This window comes from Vibrio navarrensis (assembly GCF_000764325.1).
Classification (GTDB): domain Bacteria; phylum Pseudomonadota; class Gammaproteobacteria; order Enterobacterales; family Vibrionaceae; genus Vibrio; species Vibrio navarrensis.
Map to the genome: position 1 here is coordinate 1,068,699 of NZ_JMCG01000001.1, position 17,014 is coordinate 1,085,712.

The 17,014-nt window shown below is 48.0% G+C and carries 18 protein-coding genes; 11 read left to right on the forward strand and 7 right to left on the reverse strand.

Going from position 1 to position 17,014, the window contains the following annotated elements; genetic code table 11:
• Positions 1-13 precede the first annotated feature (13 nt).
• Positions 14-463, reverse strand: coding sequence for a ferric iron uptake transcriptional regulator FcrX (fcrX, locus tag EA26_RS04860; RefSeq protein ID WP_039424780.1), 450 nt, complete (start codon positions 461-463; stop codon positions 14-16).
• Positions 464-657: 194 nt separating this feature from the next.
• On the opposite strand from fcrX, the gene EA26_RS04865 reads away from it, so the two are divergent.
• Entirely contained in the window at positions 658-1,161 is a 504-nt protein-coding gene (locus tag EA26_RS04865; protein WP_039424781.1) for a DUF4442 domain-containing protein, read from the forward strand.
• Here the strand turns inward: EA26_RS04865 and EA26_RS04870 are convergent.
• Positions 1,158-2,048 (reverse strand): LysR family transcriptional regulator, encoded by an 891-nt coding sequence (locus tag EA26_RS04870; protein WP_039424782.1) that lies wholly within the window; start codon positions 2,046-2,048, stop codon positions 1,158-1,160. The genes EA26_RS04865 and EA26_RS04870 overlap by 4 nt on opposite strands.
• Before the next feature lie 103 nt (positions 2,049-2,151).
• Between EA26_RS04870 and EA26_RS04875 the strand changes: the two genes are divergently transcribed.
• A complete protein-coding gene (locus EA26_RS04875; RefSeq protein ID WP_404975774.1) occupies positions 2,152-2,586 on the forward strand; it encodes a CidA/LrgA family protein in 435 nt (144 codons plus the stop codon).
• 13 nt (positions 2,587-2,599) lie between these two features.
• Complete coding sequence (locus EA26_RS04880) at positions 2,600-3,289, forward strand: LrgB family protein (RefSeq protein ID WP_152593710.1); 690 nt, start codon at positions 2,600-2,602, stop codon at positions 3,287-3,289.
• Between the two features lie 43 nt (positions 3,290-3,332).
• Here the strand turns inward: EA26_RS04880 and fldA are convergent, their stop codons facing one another.
• The 3 genes from fldA to EA26_RS04895 all read right to left on the reverse strand — a co-directional run bounded on the left by fldA (position 3,333) and on the right by EA26_RS04895 (position 5,016).
• Positions 3,333-3,866 (reverse strand): flavodoxin FldA, encoded by a 534-nt coding sequence (fldA, locus tag EA26_RS04885; protein ID WP_039424787.1) that lies wholly within the window; start codon positions 3,864-3,866, stop codon positions 3,333-3,335.
• 48 nt (positions 3,867-3,914) lie between these two features.
• The gene (locus EA26_RS04890; RefSeq protein ID WP_039424790.1) at positions 3,915-4,136 is read right to left on the reverse strand and encodes a DUF2788 domain-containing protein; all 222 of its coding nucleotides are present in this window, start codon (positions 4,134-4,136) and stop codon (positions 3,915-3,917) included.
• 112 nt (positions 4,137-4,248) lie between these two features.
• The gene (locus tag EA26_RS04895; RefSeq protein ID WP_039424793.1) at positions 4,249-5,016 is read right to left on the reverse strand and encodes an alpha/beta fold hydrolase; all 768 of its coding nucleotides are present in this window, start codon (positions 5,014-5,016) and stop codon (positions 4,249-4,251) included.
• Positions 5,017-5,108: 92 nt separating this feature from the next.
• Here EA26_RS04895 and seqA point away from each other — a divergent pair, with 92 nt between their 5' ends.
• Both seqA and pgm read left to right on the forward strand, forming a co-directional pair.
• Positions 5,109-5,642 carry a replication initiation negative regulator SeqA gene (seqA, locus tag EA26_RS04900; protein ID WP_039424796.1) on the forward strand — a complete coding sequence of 178 codons (534 nt, stop codon included), beginning with the start codon at positions 5,109-5,111 and terminating at the stop codon, positions 5,640-5,642.
• 90 nt (positions 5,643-5,732) lie between these two features.
• Positions 5,733-7,379 (forward strand): phosphoglucomutase (alpha-D-glucose-1,6-bisphosphate-dependent), encoded by a 1,647-nt coding sequence (gene pgm / locus EA26_RS04905; RefSeq protein WP_039424800.1) that lies wholly within the window; start codon positions 5,733-5,735, stop codon positions 7,377-7,379.
• A 107-nt stretch (positions 7,380-7,486) separates the two neighbouring features.
• Here pgm and EA26_RS04910 read toward each other — a convergent pair whose 3' ends face one another.
• The gene (locus tag EA26_RS04910; protein WP_039424803.1) at positions 7,487-8,245 is read right to left on the reverse strand and encodes a DUF1853 family protein; all 759 of its coding nucleotides are present in this window, start codon (positions 8,243-8,245) and stop codon (positions 7,487-7,489) included.
• A gap of 92 nt (positions 8,246-8,337) precedes the next feature.
• On the opposite strand from EA26_RS04910, the gene EA26_RS04915 reads away from it, so the two are divergent.
• Positions 8,338-9,093: a Nif3-like dinuclear metal center hexameric protein gene (locus EA26_RS04915; protein ID WP_039424806.1), complete on the forward strand. Its 756-nt coding sequence runs from the start codon at positions 8,338-8,340 to the stop codon at positions 9,091-9,093.
• 70 nt (positions 9,094-9,163) lie between these two features.
• Here EA26_RS04915 and EA26_RS04920 read toward each other — a convergent pair whose 3' ends face one another.
• Complete coding sequence (locus EA26_RS04920; RefSeq protein ID WP_039424809.1) at positions 9,164-10,453, reverse strand: citrate synthase; 1,290 nt, start codon at positions 10,451-10,453, stop codon at positions 9,164-9,166.
• A 395-nt stretch (positions 10,454-10,848) separates the two neighbouring features.
• Here EA26_RS04920 and sdhC point away from each other — a divergent pair, with 395 nt between their 5' ends.
• The 5 genes from sdhC to sucA all read left to right on the forward strand — a co-directional run bounded on the left by sdhC (position 10,849) and on the right by sucA (position 16,996).
• Complete coding sequence (gene sdhC / locus EA26_RS04925) at positions 10,849-11,241, forward strand: succinate dehydrogenase cytochrome b556 subunit (RefSeq protein WP_039424811.1); 393 nt, start codon at positions 10,849-10,851, stop codon at positions 11,239-11,241.
• Positions 11,235-11,579: a succinate dehydrogenase, hydrophobic membrane anchor protein gene (sdhD, locus tag EA26_RS04930; RefSeq protein WP_039424814.1), complete on the forward strand. Its 345-nt coding sequence runs from the start codon at positions 11,235-11,237 to the stop codon at positions 11,577-11,579. Before sdhC ends, sdhD begins: the two co-directional genes overlap by 7 nt.
• Positions 11,580-13,346, forward strand: coding sequence for a succinate dehydrogenase flavoprotein subunit (sdhA, locus tag EA26_RS04935; RefSeq protein WP_039424816.1), 1,767 nt, complete (start codon positions 11,580-11,582; stop codon positions 13,344-13,346).
• 14 nt (positions 13,347-13,360) lie between these two features.
• Complete coding sequence (locus tag EA26_RS04940; RefSeq protein WP_039424818.1) at positions 13,361-14,071, forward strand: succinate dehydrogenase iron-sulfur subunit; 711 nt, start codon at positions 13,361-13,363, stop codon at positions 14,069-14,071.
• A gap of 102 nt (positions 14,072-14,173) precedes the next feature.
• Entirely contained in the window at positions 14,174-16,996 is a 2,823-nt protein-coding gene (sucA, locus tag EA26_RS04945; RefSeq protein WP_039424820.1) for a 2-oxoglutarate dehydrogenase E1 component, read from the forward strand.
• Positions 16,997-17,014: the final 18 nt, after the last annotated feature.

Consider the following 17,014-nt stretch of genomic DNA (forward strand, 5'->3'; position numbering starts at 1 on the left):
TCAACTTTTGCTATCAACTCTTACGCTTGTGTGCGTCAGGGTTGGTTTTACATGAACCGTCTGCGCATTTACCGTACAAATATAAACTGTGGTTAGTCAGTTTGACGTTGTACGCGGCGGCGATCTCTTTTTGACGCTCTTCGATGAGATCATCAGAAAACTCAATCACTTCCCCACAATCAAGACAAACGAGATGGTCGTGATGATGTTGGGTGGAAAGTTCGAAAACCGATTTACCACCTTCAAAGTGATGGCGAGTGACGATGCCGGCATCATCGAATTGGTTCAACACCCGATATACTGTCGCAAGACCTATTTCTTCGCCAAGATCAATCAGCTTTTTATAAAGGTCTTCAGCACTGATGTGTTGGCAATCTGGTTGCTGTAGTACTTCTAAAATTTTTAGCCTTGGAAGGGTAACTTTAAGCCCTGCATCCTTAAGCGCTTGGTTGTTGTCTGACATATACTTTCCCGTCGATGATCTGCCGCAGAGTACAGAATTCAATATTCCAATCATTATAGGTGAACCAGCCCTAACAATAAACCACGAACTTCAAAGGGTTACTAGAATCTTTTTGTAAATTGTGGCTGGCTCACTTATATTGCTCATCAGACCAGTTACAAAGTGTTAACAATAGAACTCAAGCAAGGACAGCGATGAACAAGCAACTCGCCAAGATCTATAAGCCAGGGATCGTCAAGTTTGCCCTCAATATTTGGCCGCCATTTTGGGGCGCAGGTATCCGTATTTTGCGTATTAGCGACGATTTTCGCACCGTCGATATGAAACTTAAACTGCGCTGGTGGAATAAAAATGCCAACCGCACCCAATATGGTGGCAGTATTTTCTCTCTCACTGACCCTGTTTACTCACTGATGCTGATGGGCATCTTAGGCGAGGAGTACTATGTGTGGGACAAAGAAGCGAGCATCAATTTTATCAAGCCGGGGCAGAGCGATCTGTTTGCTCAGTTCGAAATAACTCAAGCCATGCTGGATGAGATTTATGCCGTGACTCGTCATGGTGATAAGTGCTTTCCCGAGTTTATCATCCATGTCAAAGATGCTAAGGGCACGGTTGTATCCGAAGTGCATCGTAAGCTGTATGTACGGAAAAAACCGAAATATCGCCAGCAACTTGAAGAGCAGCAACAGAGTTAGTGATCCGTCATCAGTGCGTAGTCACGGCACAGTTGCAACCAAGCTTCACTGGTTTTTGATAGGTAGCGGTTACGATGCCAAACGACACCTAAACGCCAGTCAATTCCGGGTTGTATTGGCAAAACTAATACCCCTTCGGTGTGGTTTCGTTCGCACAATGGTGCAGGTAAAAAGCACACCCCTGTGCCACTTTTCACCAGTGCAACGAGAAAATCCCACTGACTGCTGCGCGCAGCAACCTGAGGTTCGAATCCTGCCTCATGACAGCGCGAAAAAATGTGCTCACTGAGAGTGAACTCCGATGTGTAAAGGTACAAGGGTTCATTATAGAGATCGACCCATCGAACGCTCTGCCGTGTCTTCCAGTTGATATTTTCTGGCACAACGGCGTGAATGGGGTAGTTGTCCAACTCTATGCTTTGCAGCTCATTGCTAATCTGTGGTGACAACATAGTCATGGCCACATCGATTTCTCCATTGAGCAAAGCTTGCTCGATTTTACGCCCGCCATACTCAACGACAGTCAGCTCAACGTTTGGGTAGCGTTGTCGATATTGGCGAAACAGTCCGGCATAGAGGTGGCCAACCATAGGGGGGATCCCTAAGCGCAAATGGCCGCGTCGTAACTGATCCAGATCCATCAACTCGGCTTCCAGTTCATTCATCTGAGTGAGTACGACTTGGGCTCGCTGATAGACGATCTCACCAGCCTCAGTGAGCCAAAATCGCCGCCCTTCGCGATGCAATAGTGGTTGGCCAAGTTCGCTCTCTAAATTGCGAATCATCTTACTGATGGTTGGCTGGGTAACGAACATTCGCTCGGAAGCCTTAGTAAAGCTTTGCTGTCGCACCAGTTCCACAAAATAGCGCAAACCTCTAACGTCCATATATCCTCGCACAAAACAAAGTATGCCAAATTGGCATGAAAATAATAATTTAAAGTCATTTTATGCAGGTTTTGAGCTTGAATACAATGTGATTAATCTCTCTATTTTCAAAGTGAATCACATGGTGAAACTCAAAAATGGCTTAAAAATTTGGTTGCAGGTAGTCATGCTGTCGCTGATCTGGTTTGCGGCGGATGCGCTTGTGCGTCTGTTTAACTTGCCACTGCCTGCCAATCTCACTGGCATGCTGCTTTTGCTTCTTTTACTGTTTAGTCGGATGGTCAAGATTGAGTGGCTGCGTCTTGGTGCTAGCTGGCTTTTGGCGGAAATGTTGCTGTTTTTTGTCCCTGCGGTTGTGGTGGTGGTCAACTATCAAGAGATGATGAAGCAAGAGGGAGTGAAAATTGCTTTGGTACTGGTCATCAGCACGTCTCTGGTGATCGCAGTCACCGCTTGGGTGGTGGATAAAACTCATCGCCTAGAGCGCCTTTTAGCCCTACGCAGGCGCCGTGCCTCTTATGTTACAAGAGGGCACTAATATGGAATTGACTATTTCTACTCCCGTGCTGAGTGCAATCTGCTTTGTTTCGACACTTTTGCTCTATTACGCAAGCAAATATCTTTATCGAAGACGGCCTAGCCTATTGTTAATGCCCCTCTTGTTGGCCCCGCTGCTTTTGGTGGTGATGGTGACAGGGTTGCATATTCCTTATCAAACCTATATGGCTGATTCACAGTGGCTACTTTGGTTACTTGGGCCAGCGACGGTTGCTTTTGCCATCCCTGTGTACGACAACCGAGTCTTGATTAAGCAGCATTGGCTGTCACTGACAGTGGGTGTGTTGGTGTCGGTAGTTGTCGCGGTTGGCAGTACGGTTGCGTTGGCGCGTTTATTGTCTCTCCCTGAGTTGCTGCAACGCAGTTTAGCAATGCGATCCATTACCACGCCGTTTGCCGTTGAAGCGACCAAAGTCATCGGCGGGCAAAGTGAACTTGCTGCGCTGTTTGTCGTCTTGACTGGCGTGATCGGTATGGCTATTGGAGAGATCATTCTAACAAGTTTGGCCATTCGTTCTCGGCTGAGCAAAGGGGCAAGTTTAGGAGCCTCAGCCCATGGCGCGGGTACCGCGAAAGCGTATCAGTTAGGAAGTTCGGAGGGGGTGGTATCCAGTGTGGTCATGATGTTGTCTGGTATGGTGACTGTGCTGCTCGCCCCTTGGATTGGTCACTTGCTTTGGTAAAACGCAAAGCAAAAAAATCCCCTGTCAAAACAGGGGACTGATATCAATCTTCTAGCTCTGCGAGGCACATCTCTTCATAGATCTGCTCAACCCAGTTTTTCACGCGAGACTCGGTCAGTTCTGGCTGACGATCTTCATCGATGCAAAGGCCAATGAACTTACTATTGTCGCCTTCAACCAGTGCTTTCGACGCTTCGAACTCATAGCTTTCTGTTGAAGTATGGCCCAAAATCGTGCCACCTTTTGACTCAACGATATCGCGTACGGTACCCATAGCATCACAGAAGTATTCTGCGTAGTCTTCTTGATCGCCACAGCCGAAAATCGCCACCAGCTTGGTTGAGAAGTCGATTTGCTCTAACTCCGGGAAAAAATCATCCCAGTCACATTGAGCTTCGCCGTAGTACCACGTAGGAATGCCAAGCAGCAGCAGATCGAAATTATCGATGTCTTCTTTGCTGCTCTTTGCAATGTCTTGTACGTGAACGAGTTTTTTACCTAGTTGCTTTTGAATCATCTTAGCAACGGCTTCAGTATTACCTGTGTCGCTACCGAAGAAGATACCTACACTTGCCATAGAGTTTATACCTTTGATTATGTCTGTTGTGGCACGAACCTGACGGATTTAACCCAAACCAGTGCCTTCCCAGCTAAGCTGAATAAGCCCTTTTGCGATAAAACCAGCACAGCCAAGGAAAAGTACCAACCATACAATACGACGACCAAAAACGGGAACATTGCCTTGTTTCAACACATCTTTAATGGCCATACCAATAAGAAAGAAGATAGACGCAAAAAGAAGGTCGAGTCCAATCGATTCCAGCATGTTCATGTAGTCGTAAAGCATGATGTCCCTTAGTGCCAATTTAGCTTGCGCGCACTATATCACTGTTGGACAACAAAGTTAATGCACGCAGCACCTGCGAAGGCCAATAAAATGACGTCACTTTTCTGATTTGTTAACTGACAATAAATTTTCGGATCGCACGTAAAACTTCTGCCGGTTTTTCAGCATGCAGCCAGTGCCCCGTATTGGCAATCACATGCGCTTTTGCCTGTGTGAACTGCTGCACAACGGCCACCTGATGTTCATTCTGCAGATAGGGAGAATCGCCTCCTTTGACAAACAGTGTTGGGATCTCGGTCGGTGGGATAGGCTCCCAGCCTAGAATGGCATCGTAGTTGTTGATCAGTGAGTCAACATTGAAGCGCCACGCGAGATGGCCGTCTTGATTGTAAAGCGATTTGGCAAGAAATTGCCTGACCCCATCCAAAGTAATGTGCTTGGCAAGTAAATCAAGCGCTTGGCTGCGGCTGGTCGGCTTATGCTGAATCACCGAATGTAACCCTTGGAACACGTCGTCATGGCGTCTGACTTGATAGGCGACTGGTGCCATGTCCAAAACGATGAGCTGTGAGACAATTTGTGGTGCCATGGCGGCCAATTTCATCGCTACCTTGCCTCCCATTGAGTGGCCAATCACGATTGCATGGTCAATCGAAAGTGCCTCCATTGTGCTGAGCACATCTTGCGCCATGAGTTGGTAATCATGCTGCGGGCTGTGGAAGGAGAGTCCGTGGTTACGTAGATCCAAACTAAGGACTCGGTGATCTGCAACCAGATCTCGGGCAAGCAGGCCAAGGTTACTTAAACTGCCAAATAAGCCGTGAAGTAAAACAATGGTTTGTCCTTCACCTTCAAGTTTGTAGTTGAGCAATGATGACATTTTATCTTATTCGTGATGGGTTTAACGTGGAGTATCCGAAAGGATCTCGTTATAATCCCCCAGAGTTTAAACATTGAGATTGTGAAAAGCGAATGAAAACAATTGAGGTTGATGAGGATCTGTACCGTTTTATTGCAAGCCAAACCCAACACATTGGTGAAAGTGCGTCGGACATTCTACGCCGCTTGTTGAATGTGGACGGTAAACAGGTCGTCATTACACAAGTTGCTGAACCTAAAGGTATTGTAGTTAGCAAAGATGCAGGTAAAGCCTCTCAGGTGGACGGTGTAAAAGAGATGCGCTCGCTGTTGATATCCGACGAGTTTGCCTCATTAACGAAAGCGATTGACCGCTTTATGTTGGTTCTAACGACTTTGCACCGTATCAACCCTGAAAGTTTTGCTCAGGCGACCAAAGTGAAGGGTCGTAAGCGCGTTTACTTTGCCGATAATGAAGCGACGCTGCTGGAAAACGGCAATACCACCAAACCCAAAGCGATTCCACATACGGGTTTTTGGGTCATCACCAACAACAATACCAGTCGCAAACGGCAGATGGTGGAACAGGTGATGACGCATATGGAATTTCAGCCCGATTTAATTGAAAAAGTAACAGGGTCGATATAAGAAACCTGATAGAAGCCTCATAATGCGCACAGTGATGCCGATATTATGAGGCTTTTTTGTTTGATTAATTTTTAAGAAAGGATGTCAATAATGGCTATGCACCCTCGGGCAGGGCAAAAAGCTCTGCAAGAAGATCTTCACAATATTCCTGCTTTGGTCGCTAACTATTTCTTGCTGCAACCGGAAGCTGCCAACCCTGCACATAAAGTTGAGTTTGGTACCTCGGGCCATCGTGGCTGCGCAGATAAATGTACCTTTAATGAGCACCACATTTTAGCCATTGCGCAAGCGGTCGCTGAAGTGCGTGCTGAGCAGGGGACCAAAGGTCCACTGTTTATCGGTAAAGACACTCATGCGCTCTCTGAGCCCGCCTTTGCAACGGTTGTAGAAGTGCTGGTGGCCAATGGAGTGCAAGTGATTGTTCAGGCAGAAAACGGCTATACACCGACGCCAGGCATCTCACACGCCATTTTGACCTACAACCAGAAACATGCTGACAAAGCCGATGGCATTGTGATTACGCCATCGCACAATCCGCCGCAAGATGGCGGCATCAAGTACAACCCGGTGCACGGCGGCCCAGCCGAAGGCGAGCTCACTCAGGCGATTGAAAATCGTGCCAATCAGTTGATCGCTGAAAGCCTACAAGGTGTGAAACGTATGCCTTTGCTTGAAGCGAAAGCATCAACACTGTTTGTAGAGCAAGATCTGGTTAAGCCTTACGTGGATGACCTGGTCAATGTGATTGATATGGAAGCGATCCAAAACGCCAGTCTCAAGATCGGTGTGGATCCGCTCGGCGGCAGCGGGATTGACTATTGGCGCCAAATTGCTAAAGCGTACAACCTCAATCTCACGTTGGTGAGCGAAGCGATAGATCCTTCCTTCCAATTCATGTCACTCGACAAAGATGGCGTGGTGCGTATGGACTGCTCTTCACCTTACGCGATGGCTGGGCTACTGGCGTTGAAAGATGACTACGATCTGGCGTTTGGTAATGACCCAGACTACGATCGTCATGGCATTGTCACGCCAAAAGGCTTGATGAATCCTAACCACTTCTTAGCGGTGTGTATTGACTATTTATACCGCCATCGTCAAGGCTGGGCGGCGGATGTCGCTGTCGGCAAAACACTCGTTTCCAGTGCGATGATTGACCGCGTGGTGGCTGATCTTGGCCGTGAGCTGTGTGAAGTGCCCGTGGGCTTTAAGTGGTTTGTGGATGGTCTTTATAACGGCAAGTTCGGATTTGGTGGTGAAGAGAGCGCTGGTGCTTCTTTCCTACGTAAAGATGGTACGCCTTGGTCAACCGACAAAGATGGCATTATTTTGTGTTTGTTGGCAGCCGAAATTACGGCCGTGACGGGTAAAAACCCGCAGCAGTACTATGAAGCGCTTGCGGCTAAGCATGGTGAATCACAGTATAGCCGTATTCAAGCAGTGGCAAATGGCCCGCAGAAAGACGTTCTCAAGAAACTGTCTGCTGAAATGGTTAGTGCAACAACGCTGGCTGGTGATGAGATTACCGCCCGTTTAACTCATGCGCCAGGTAATGGTGCGGCCATTGGTGGCCTGAAGGTGACCACTGCAAATGGCTGGTTTGCCGCTCGCCCATCAGGCACAGAAGATATCTACAAGATTTACTGTGAAAGCTTTAAAGGCGCAGAGCACCTGAAGCAAATCGAAGCCGAAGCGCAGCAGATCGTCAACCAAGTCTTTGCTGACGCAGGTTTATAAGCTGCAACCTACTTGCCTCAATATCAACCCCAGAGCCCAGCTCTGGGGTTTTTGTTACCAGCACATCAGCATAGAGAATCTCTACTCGGTGGGATAAATCCGCATGTTTATCCATGCGGCCAGTTGTCTGGGACGATAAACCAGAACTGACCATTTCGGCTTTGGGCGTGGATAAAGCGTTTTTGCGGTTTTTCGACTGCGGGCGCGTCAGCCGCTGCCATGCCGCCGGCCGCCCAATCCGCTTTCGATAACTCATACAGTGGTTGGTTGATTTGCGGCCATTGGTGGGCGAAACACCAATAACCGGCGATAGTGTCTGGGTTGATTGGATAGCCAAGACAATGGGTCGGTATGTCTTGTGGCAAAAAAGGGTTGATGTACAAACGGCCCTGCATGAGTAAGCGTGGTTGGCTGTGTTGATACTGTCCGTATTGTTGCACAAAAGCCGTCGAGCAGCTCATCTTAAGCTGATGATTGAGCATGTGATCGAGTTTTTTGTCCAAGCGATCTTGGGCGTTGGGGCCATACCATTTGCCATCCAGCAGCAGATAAAACTTAATCGCCACTTCCCAGTGCTCAAATTGACCACTTTCTCGGTTAAGCAAAAGAAAATCTAACGCACCAAGCGTCTTCCCATTGCTTTGAAGTTGCACTTCTTCGAGCTCAATCTGGTATTGGGTCGACTGTCGCAACAGTTTTGAGCACAGATACTGATAGAGAAAACCAAGCCGAGCATTTCCTTGATAAGGCTCGATATCGTTTGGCACCGTGGCGTTTAAATGGGAGAGGCTGACAAAAGGTAAGCGGGTCTCAAATAACGAAGGTGAGGAGGTAATCCATTGATAAAATCGCGTAACAGAGCTCATCGTTGATCCACAATGTCGATATTTAGCCACCATTGTATTGCTTATTGGCTTGAGTATACACTTTGCGGTGAAGACAAAATCTGGATGTGAAGATGAACAACTTAGAACTGGAAAAAATTCTTAACGATAAGCTTTCCGCATCGCTAATCAAAGATTACTGCCCAAATGGTTTACAGGTGGAAGGAAAAACGGAAATCCGCAAAGTGATTACTGGCGTAACCGCTTCTCAAGCTTTGATAGAGCAAGCGGTCGAGAAAAGCGCCGACGCTCTGCTAGTCCACCATGGCTATTTTTGGAAAGGCGAGCCAGAGCCCATTCGAGGCATGAAAGGAAATCGCATTCGCACACTGATGCGACACGACATCAATCTATTGGCTTATCACTTACCACTCGATATCCATCCACAACTAGGCAACAATGCACAACTGGCTAACCTACTCGATATCGAAGTAGAAGGTGGATTAGAAGGGCACGCCCAATCTGTGGCGATGTTCGGCCGTTTGCGACAAGCGATGAGCGCTGAAGCGTTGGCGGACAAGATCACGCGAGTTCTATCTCGTCAGCCACTGCATATTGCATCAGAACGTGGACAACGCATTGAAACGATTGGCTGGTGTACTGGCGGTGGGCAAGATTTTATTGAACTGGCCGCTCAGCGGGGGTTGGATGCTTATCTTTCTGGAGAAATTTCAGAGCGCACCACCTACAGCGCGCGTGAAATGGGGATTCACTACTTTTCGGCTGGGCATCATGCTACCGAACGGTATGGTATTAAAGCCCTAGGCGAGTGGCTCGCACAGGAGTACGGTTTAGACGTTGAATTCATCGATATTGATAATCCTGTATAAAACGTTAGAACGGTCAAAAAAGAGAAAGGGTTGAGACTTGCATCTCAACCCTTTATTTTTAGCTAATTGGTTATTGGCGCTCGTGCATAGGTTTGAAATCGCGCTGCTCTTCACCAGTATAGAGCTGGCGAGGACGGCCAATGCGATTGAGCGGGTCGCTGTGCATTTCGTTCCAATGCGCGATCCAGCCGATAGTGCGCGAGATGGCGAAAATAACGGTAAACATTGAGACAGGAATACCAATCGCTTTGAGAATAATACCTGAGTAGAAGTCTACGTTCGGGTACAACTTCTTAGAGACAAAGTACTCGTCTGACAGGGCAATACGCTCGAGCTCCATCGCGACATCCAATAGCGGATCTTTGATGTTGAGCTCTTTTAGCACTTCGTGACAGGTTTCACGCATCACGGTTGCACGTGGGTCGTAATTCTTATACACGCGGTGACCAAAGCCCATCAGACGGAATGGATCGTCTTTATCCTTAGCGCGCTCCACGTACATTGGAATGTTATCGACTGAACCGATCTCTTCCAACATCTTCAGACACGCTTCATTAGCACCACCGTGAGCAGGGCCCCATAGAGAAGCAATACCTGCGGCAATACACGCGAATGGGTTTGCGCCCGAAGAGCCTGCGAGACGCACGGTTGAAGTTGAAGCGTTTTGTTCGTGATCAGCATGCAGAGTAAAGATTTTATCCATTGCACGCGCGACGACTGGGTTCACTTCGTACTCTTCACATGGGTTTGCAAACATCATGTGCAGGAAGTTTTCCGCGTAAGTCAGATCGTTGCGTGGATAGATGAAAGGCTGACCAATCGAATATTTGTAACACATGGCCGCCAGCGTTGGCATTTTAGACAGTAGACGATAAGCGGTGATTTCTCGGTGCAGATCATTATTGATGTCTAAAGAGTCATGATAGAAGGCTGCCAGAGCGCCGACCACACCACACATCACCGCCATTGGGTGAGCATCACGACGGAAGCCATGGAAGAAGCTGGCAATCTGTTCGTGCACCATAGTGTGACGTGTCACGGTTGTTCTGAATTTCTCGTATTCCTCACGTGTAGGGGCTTCACCGTAAAGTAGAATATAACAAACCTCTAAGTAATCAGCGTTGTTAGCTAACTGATCAATAGGGAACCCACGGTGCAAAAGAATACCTTTGCCGCCGTCGATGTATGTTATTTGCGATTCACAAGATGCAGTGGCAAGAAAACCGGGGTCAAATGTGAAATAGCCGTTTGCTCCCAGTGTACGAACGTCAATTACAGGGGTACCTAGTGCACCTTCCATAATTGGCAGTTCGATTGGCGCTTTGCCTTCGATGTGAAGGGTAGCTTTCTTATCTGCCATAACAATCTCCTTTGTTTATTATTTAATCCGTCCAGGATGTTTGTGTGCCAATTTTGTACTGGTGTTAAGGATTAAAGTCAATTGTTCTGCCTTTTTGTGTGCACTCAATATGATTTTTTACATAAAAATCGTTAAAAATCTGTTCTGTGTAGCATAATTTGTTACATCAATTGTATTAGAATGTTGCCGGCCGTATAGTGGCGCAGAAATTTTTGGTTAAATCCTTATAAATTCGGGGCTAGAAACAAAGGTGAGGTGTTTTTTTTAGTCTCGTTGTTAACAAGATTTTTACATTTAAGTCGGTTATATGTCGCGGAAGGTGTTAAATAAATGTTAACTTTTGTGGGGTTGACGGCCAAAATTCGTTAATAACAATAAATGCTCAATGGAGCTGAGTGAGCAAGCCCGTGAAAGAAAGAAAGTCAAGACCTGTTAATTTAGATTTGCAGACCATTCGCTTTCCTATCACAGCAATCGCATCCATCCTGCATCGTGTATCTGGGGTGATTACGTTTGTCGCGGTAGGCATACTGCTATGGTTACTATCCATTTCCCTATCATCCCCTGTCGGATTCATGCAAGCGAGCGACATCGTCGACAGCTTTATCGTGAAATTCGTGTTGTGGGGCATCCTAACTGCATTGGCCTATCACATTGCTGGTGGTATTCGTCATCTCATGATGGATCTTGGCCATTTTGAAGAGCTTGAATCTGGTGCCATGAGTGCCAAGGTTGCATTCGGCGCGACAGCCGTGCTTTCAGTTTTGGCGGGGATCTTAGTATGGTAAAACACGTTTCCTCATTCGGTCGTAACGGGGTGCACGATTTTCTCCTGATTCGTGCTACGGCCATCATAATGACACTCTACACAATTTATCTGGTGAGCTTTTGTGCTTTCACTGATATCTCTTACGCATCCTGGACCCAATTTTTCGGTGGTACCTTTACTAAGGTTTTCACCATGCTGGCATTGGTCTGTGTTCTGATTCATGCCTGGATTGGTTTATGGCAAGTTCTGACGGACTATATCAAATGCGCTAAATTGCGTTGTGGCCTTCAGTTAGCCGTTATTGTCGTGCTGTTCGGGTATTTCTTCTCTGGTCTATTTGTCTTGTGGGGTGCGTAAGTGTCTATTCCAGTTCGTGAGTTTGACGCCGTTGTAATCGGCGCAGGTGGTGCAGGTATGCGCGCTGCACTGCAAATTTCAGAGCAAGGCTTAACTTGTGCGTTGCTATCAAAAGTATTTCCTACTCGTTCTCATACCGTTTCAGCTCAGGGTGGTATTACCGTTGCGCTAGGAAATTCACACAAAGACGATTGGCAATGGCACATGTATGACACGGTCAAAGGTTCTGACTACATCGGTGACCAAAATGCCATTGAGTACATGTGTAAGAACGGCCCTGAGTCTGTGATTGAGCTAGAGAAAATGGGGTTGCCATTCTCTCGTTTTGAAAACGGGTCAATCTACCAGCGTCCTTTTGGTGGTCAGTCCAAAGAGTTTGGTGGTGAGCAAGCGGCTCGTACAGCGGCGGCGGCTGACCGTACTGGTCACGCTTTGCTGCATACGCTTTATCAGCAAAACGTAAAACACAAGACCACTATTTTTTCAGAATGGTATGCGCTTGATCTAGTGAAAAACCAAGATGGCGCTATCTTAGGCTGTACAGCACTGTGCATGGAAACGGGCGAAATTTGTTACTTCAAAGCCAAAGCGACCGTATTAGCAACAGGCGGTGCAGGCCGTATTTATGCATCAACCACTAACGCACACATCAACACGGGCGATGGTGTGGGTATGGCACTTCGTGCTGGTGTCCAGATGCAAGATATGGAAATGTGGCAATTCCACCCAACAGGTATTGCCGGCGCGGGCGTTTTGGTGACGGAAGGCTGTCGTGGTGAGGGTGGCTATCTTCTCAATAAAGACGGCGAACGTTTCATGGAACGTTACGCGCCAAACGCGAAAGACTTAGCTGGTCGTGACGTGGTTGCTCGCTCGATGATGATTGAAATCCGTGAGGGCCGTGGTTGTGATGGCCCTTGGGGGCCACACATCAAGTTGAAATTAGATCACCTAGGTAAGGATGTACTTGAATCGCGTCTGCCTGGCATCTGCGAGCTTTCTCGTACTTTCGCTCACGTCGATCCAGTAAAAGAGCCGATTCCGGTTATTCCAACTTGTCACTACATGATGGGTGGTGTACCAACGCAGGTTTCTGGTCAGGCGATTAAGCAACTGGCAGATGGCAGTGAAACCGAAGTTCAAGGTTTGTTTGCTTGCGGTGAAATCGCTTCGGTATCGGTACATGGCGCGAATCGTTTAGGCGGTAACTCGCTACTCGACCTTGTGGTCTTCGGCCGTGCAACGGGTCTTCACTTAGGCGAAACGTTGGCAGCACAAGCAGAAGCACGTCCAGCGACCGCTTCTGACGTCGAAGCGTCACTTTCTCGCTACATGCGCTGGGAAAACAGCAAAGGTGGCGAAGATCCGGTGCAAATCCGTAAAGATCTACAACGCTGCATGCAAAATAGCTTCTCGGTATTCCGTGAAGGTGAAGCCATGGCGCAAGGTTTAGAAGAGCTGAAAGTGATTCGTGAACGTTTGAAAAATGCTCATCTGTCAGACAAGTCTACCGAGTTCAACACGCAGCGTATTGAGTGTTTAGAGCTAGATAACTTGATGGAAACAGCATTCTCAACGGCAGTAGCAGCAAACTATCGTACTGAAAGCCGTGGTGCTCACGCTCGTTTCGACTACCCAGATCGTGATGATGAAAACTGGCTATACCACTCTATCTACAATCCGGAAACTGAACAGATGACCAAGCGCGACGTAAATATGTCTCCAGTTCATCGTGATGCTTTCCCACCGAAAGTACGTACATACTAAGGGAGGACTGAAAAATGAAATTTAACTTCTCTGTGTATCGTTACAATCCGGACGTCGATAGCAAGCCGTACATGAAAGAGTACACGCTGGATGTGGAAGATGGTTCTGACATGATGGTGTTGGATGCGCTGATCCTATTGAAAGAGCAAGATCCAACACTAGCATTTCGCCGCTCTTGTCGCGAAGGCGTGTGTGGTTCTGACGGTTTGAATATGAACGGCAAAAACGGCTTGGCGTGTATCACTCCGCTGTCGGCTTTGGGCGGTGGCAAGCTGATTATTCGACCACTACCGGGTTTGCCTGTAGTGCGCGATCTTATCGTTGACATGACACAGTTCTACGATAACTATGCGAAAGTTAAGCCATTCTTGATCGATGACGGTGCGTTGCCACCTTCTCGCGAGAATCTGCAATCTCCAGAAGAGCGTGCACATCTGGATGGTTTGTACGAATGTATCATGTGTGCATGTTGTACAACATCTTGCCCATCTTTCTGGTGGAACCCGGACAAATTTATCGGTCCAGCAGGTCTTTTGGCTGCATATCGTTGGTTGATTGATAGTCGCGATACTGCTACAGATGAACGTCTGTCCAATCTTGATGACGCATTTAGCGTTTTTCGTTGCCATGGCATCATGAATTGTGTAAGTGTTTGTCCTAAGGGACTAAACCCAACAAAAGCCATTGGTCACATCAAAACAATGTTGGTCAATCGTTCGGTTTAATAGACAAAAATTGCCGGCTAACTCTTAACCAGATTTAGCCGGCTCTTATAGTAGCTCGGCGCAGACCGAAGCAAACGTGAAAACTACTGGTTAAGGGAAAATATGCACAACGGCGTGATGAAGGCATGGCTCGAGTCTTCACACTTGGCTGGCGCCAATGCAATGTATGTAGAGGACCTCTACGAACTGTATCTAAGTGATCCCGATCTGGTAAGTGAGGAGTGGAAACGTGTTTTTGATGAGTTGCCCAAGCACTCAGAAGTGGCTGAACAGCCGCACTCACGTGTCCGTGACTACTTCCGACGACTCGCTCAAGAAACAAAGCATTACAGTGTCCAGGTCAGTGATCCAGATGTCGATGCTAAGCAAGTAAAAGTACTACAGCTGATAAATGCCTACCGCTTCCGCGGCCATGAAGCAGCTCAGTTAGACCCCCTAGGGTTGTGGCAACGTCCTCAAGTGGCGGAGCTTGACCCTGCATTCCACAATCTCACCCCAGATGACTTCGAAGAAACGTTCAACGTAGGTTCTTTTGCTATTGGCCAAGAGACCATGCAGTTGAAAGACATCTATAATGCCCTGAAAAAAACCTATTGTGGTTCGATTGGTGCAGAATACATGCACATGACCGACACAGAGCAAAAACGTTGGATTCAGCAACGTCTTGAGTCTGTCATCGGCCAGCCTTCCTTCGAAAAAGAAGAAAAAATTACATTCCTGGAAGAGCTGACCGCAGCAGAAGGTCTCGAGCGCTACCTTGGCGCAAAATTCCCCGGTGCAAAACGCTTCTCTTTGGAAGGCGGTGACGCCATGATCCCAATGATGAAAGAGTTGATTCGTCATGCGGGTAAAAGCGGTATGCGTGAAGTGGTTATTGGTATGGCTCACCGAGGCCGTCTCAATATGCTGGTTAACGTTTTGGGTAAGAAACCACAAGATCTGTTTGACGAATTTGCCGGTAAACACGGCGAAAGCTGGGGAACCGGGGATGTGAAGTATCACCAAGGCTTCTCAGCGGATTTCGCCACCCCCGGCGGTGACGTGCACCTTGCCTTGGCGTTTAACCCGTCTCACTTAGAAATCGTTAACCCAGTGGTGATGGGCTCGGTGCGTGCCCGTCAGGATCGCCTCGGCGATGAAGACGGCAGTAAAGTCCTCCCTATCACGATTCATGGCGACTCGGCAATTGCAGGCCAGGGTGTCGTGGCAGAGACGTTCAACATGTCTCAAGCCCGTGGTTACTGTGTCGGTGGTACTGTTCGTGTGGTTGTTAACAACCAAGTCGGTTTCACGACGTCAAACCCACGTGATACGCGTTCGACCATGTACTGTACCGATATTGCCAAGATGGTACAGGCACCGATTTTCCACGTTAATGCTGACGATCCAGAAGCAGTCGCTTTTGTCACGCGTATTGCCTTGGATTACCGCAACGAGTTTAAACGCGATGTCGTGATTGACCTTGTTTGCTACCGTCGTCATGGTCACAACGAAGCTGACGAGCCAAATGCCACTCAGCCTCTGATGTACCAAAAAATCAAGAAGCACCCAACACCGCGCAAGCTATACGCCGACGTGCTGATTGATCGCAACGAGTGCGATATCGAAACCGCAACCCAAATGGTCAATGAGTACCGTGACGCGCTTGACCACGGCGAAGTGGTGGTCAAAGAATGGCGTCCAATGGCTCTGCATTCTGTAGACTGGTCTCCTTATCTGGGTCACGACTGGGAAACGCCTTGGGCAAACCTATTCGATAAAAAACGTTTAGTCGAGCTAGGACGACGCCTTTGCCAATACCCAGAAAGTCACGTTTTGCACAGTCGAGTGAGCAAGCTCTACAGTGATCGCATGGCGATGATTGAAGGGGAGAAAGAGTTCGATTGGGGGATGGCAGAAACGCTGGCCTATGCGACTTTGCTCGACGACGGAAAACGTATTCGTATTTCTGGTCAAGATTCAGGCCGAGGAACCTTCTTCCATCGTCACTCTGTACTACACAACCAAACCGACGCCAGTACTTACATCCCACTGGCAAACATTCACGACAAACAAGGCCCATTTGAGGTGCTTGACTCTGTGTTGTCGGAAGAAGCGGTGCTGGCATTTGAATACGGTTATGCAACGGCAGAACCGGGTGGCTTGACCATCTGGGAAGCGCAGTTTGGTGATTTCGCTAACGGCGCTCAAGTTGTGATTGACCAGTTCATCTCTTCTGGTGAGCAGAAGTGGGCTCGTTTGTGTGGCTTAACTATGTTGCTGCCACACGGCTATGAAGGCCAAGGCCCTGAACACTCTTCTGCACGTTTGGAGCGCTACCTACAGTTGTGTGCAGAACAAAACATGCAAGTGGTTGTACCATCAACCCCTGCGCAGGTTTACCACATGATTCGCCGTCAGGTGGTTCGCCCAATGCGTCGCCCATTGGTTGTGATGTCGCCGAAGTCGCTGCTACGCCACCCATTGTGCACATCAACGCTGGATGAGCTGGCGAATGGTACCTTCTTGCCCGCGATTCCGGAAATCGACAACCTTGATCCTGCTAAGGTAAAACGTGTCGTTTTCTGTTCCGGTAAAGTTTATTTTGATCTACTGGAACAACGTCGCAATAGTGAGCAAGACGATGTGGCGATTGTTCGTATCGAGCAACTTTACCCGTTCCCACTTGAGCAGGTGAAGGACGCCATTGCGCCATACGTCAATGTTGAAGACTTTGTATGGTGTCAGGAAGAGCCACAAAACCAAGGCGCTTGGTACTGTAGTCAACACAATTTCCGCGCGGCCATCCCAACTGGCGCAGATCTAAAATACGCCGGCCGCCCGGCTTCTGCTTCACCAGCAGTAGGCTACATGTCGGTGCACTTGAAACAGCAGAAAGCGTTGATCGAAGACGCTCTGAACGTGAATGCAAAAACTTCGGATTAAGAACTAGAAGTGAAAGGA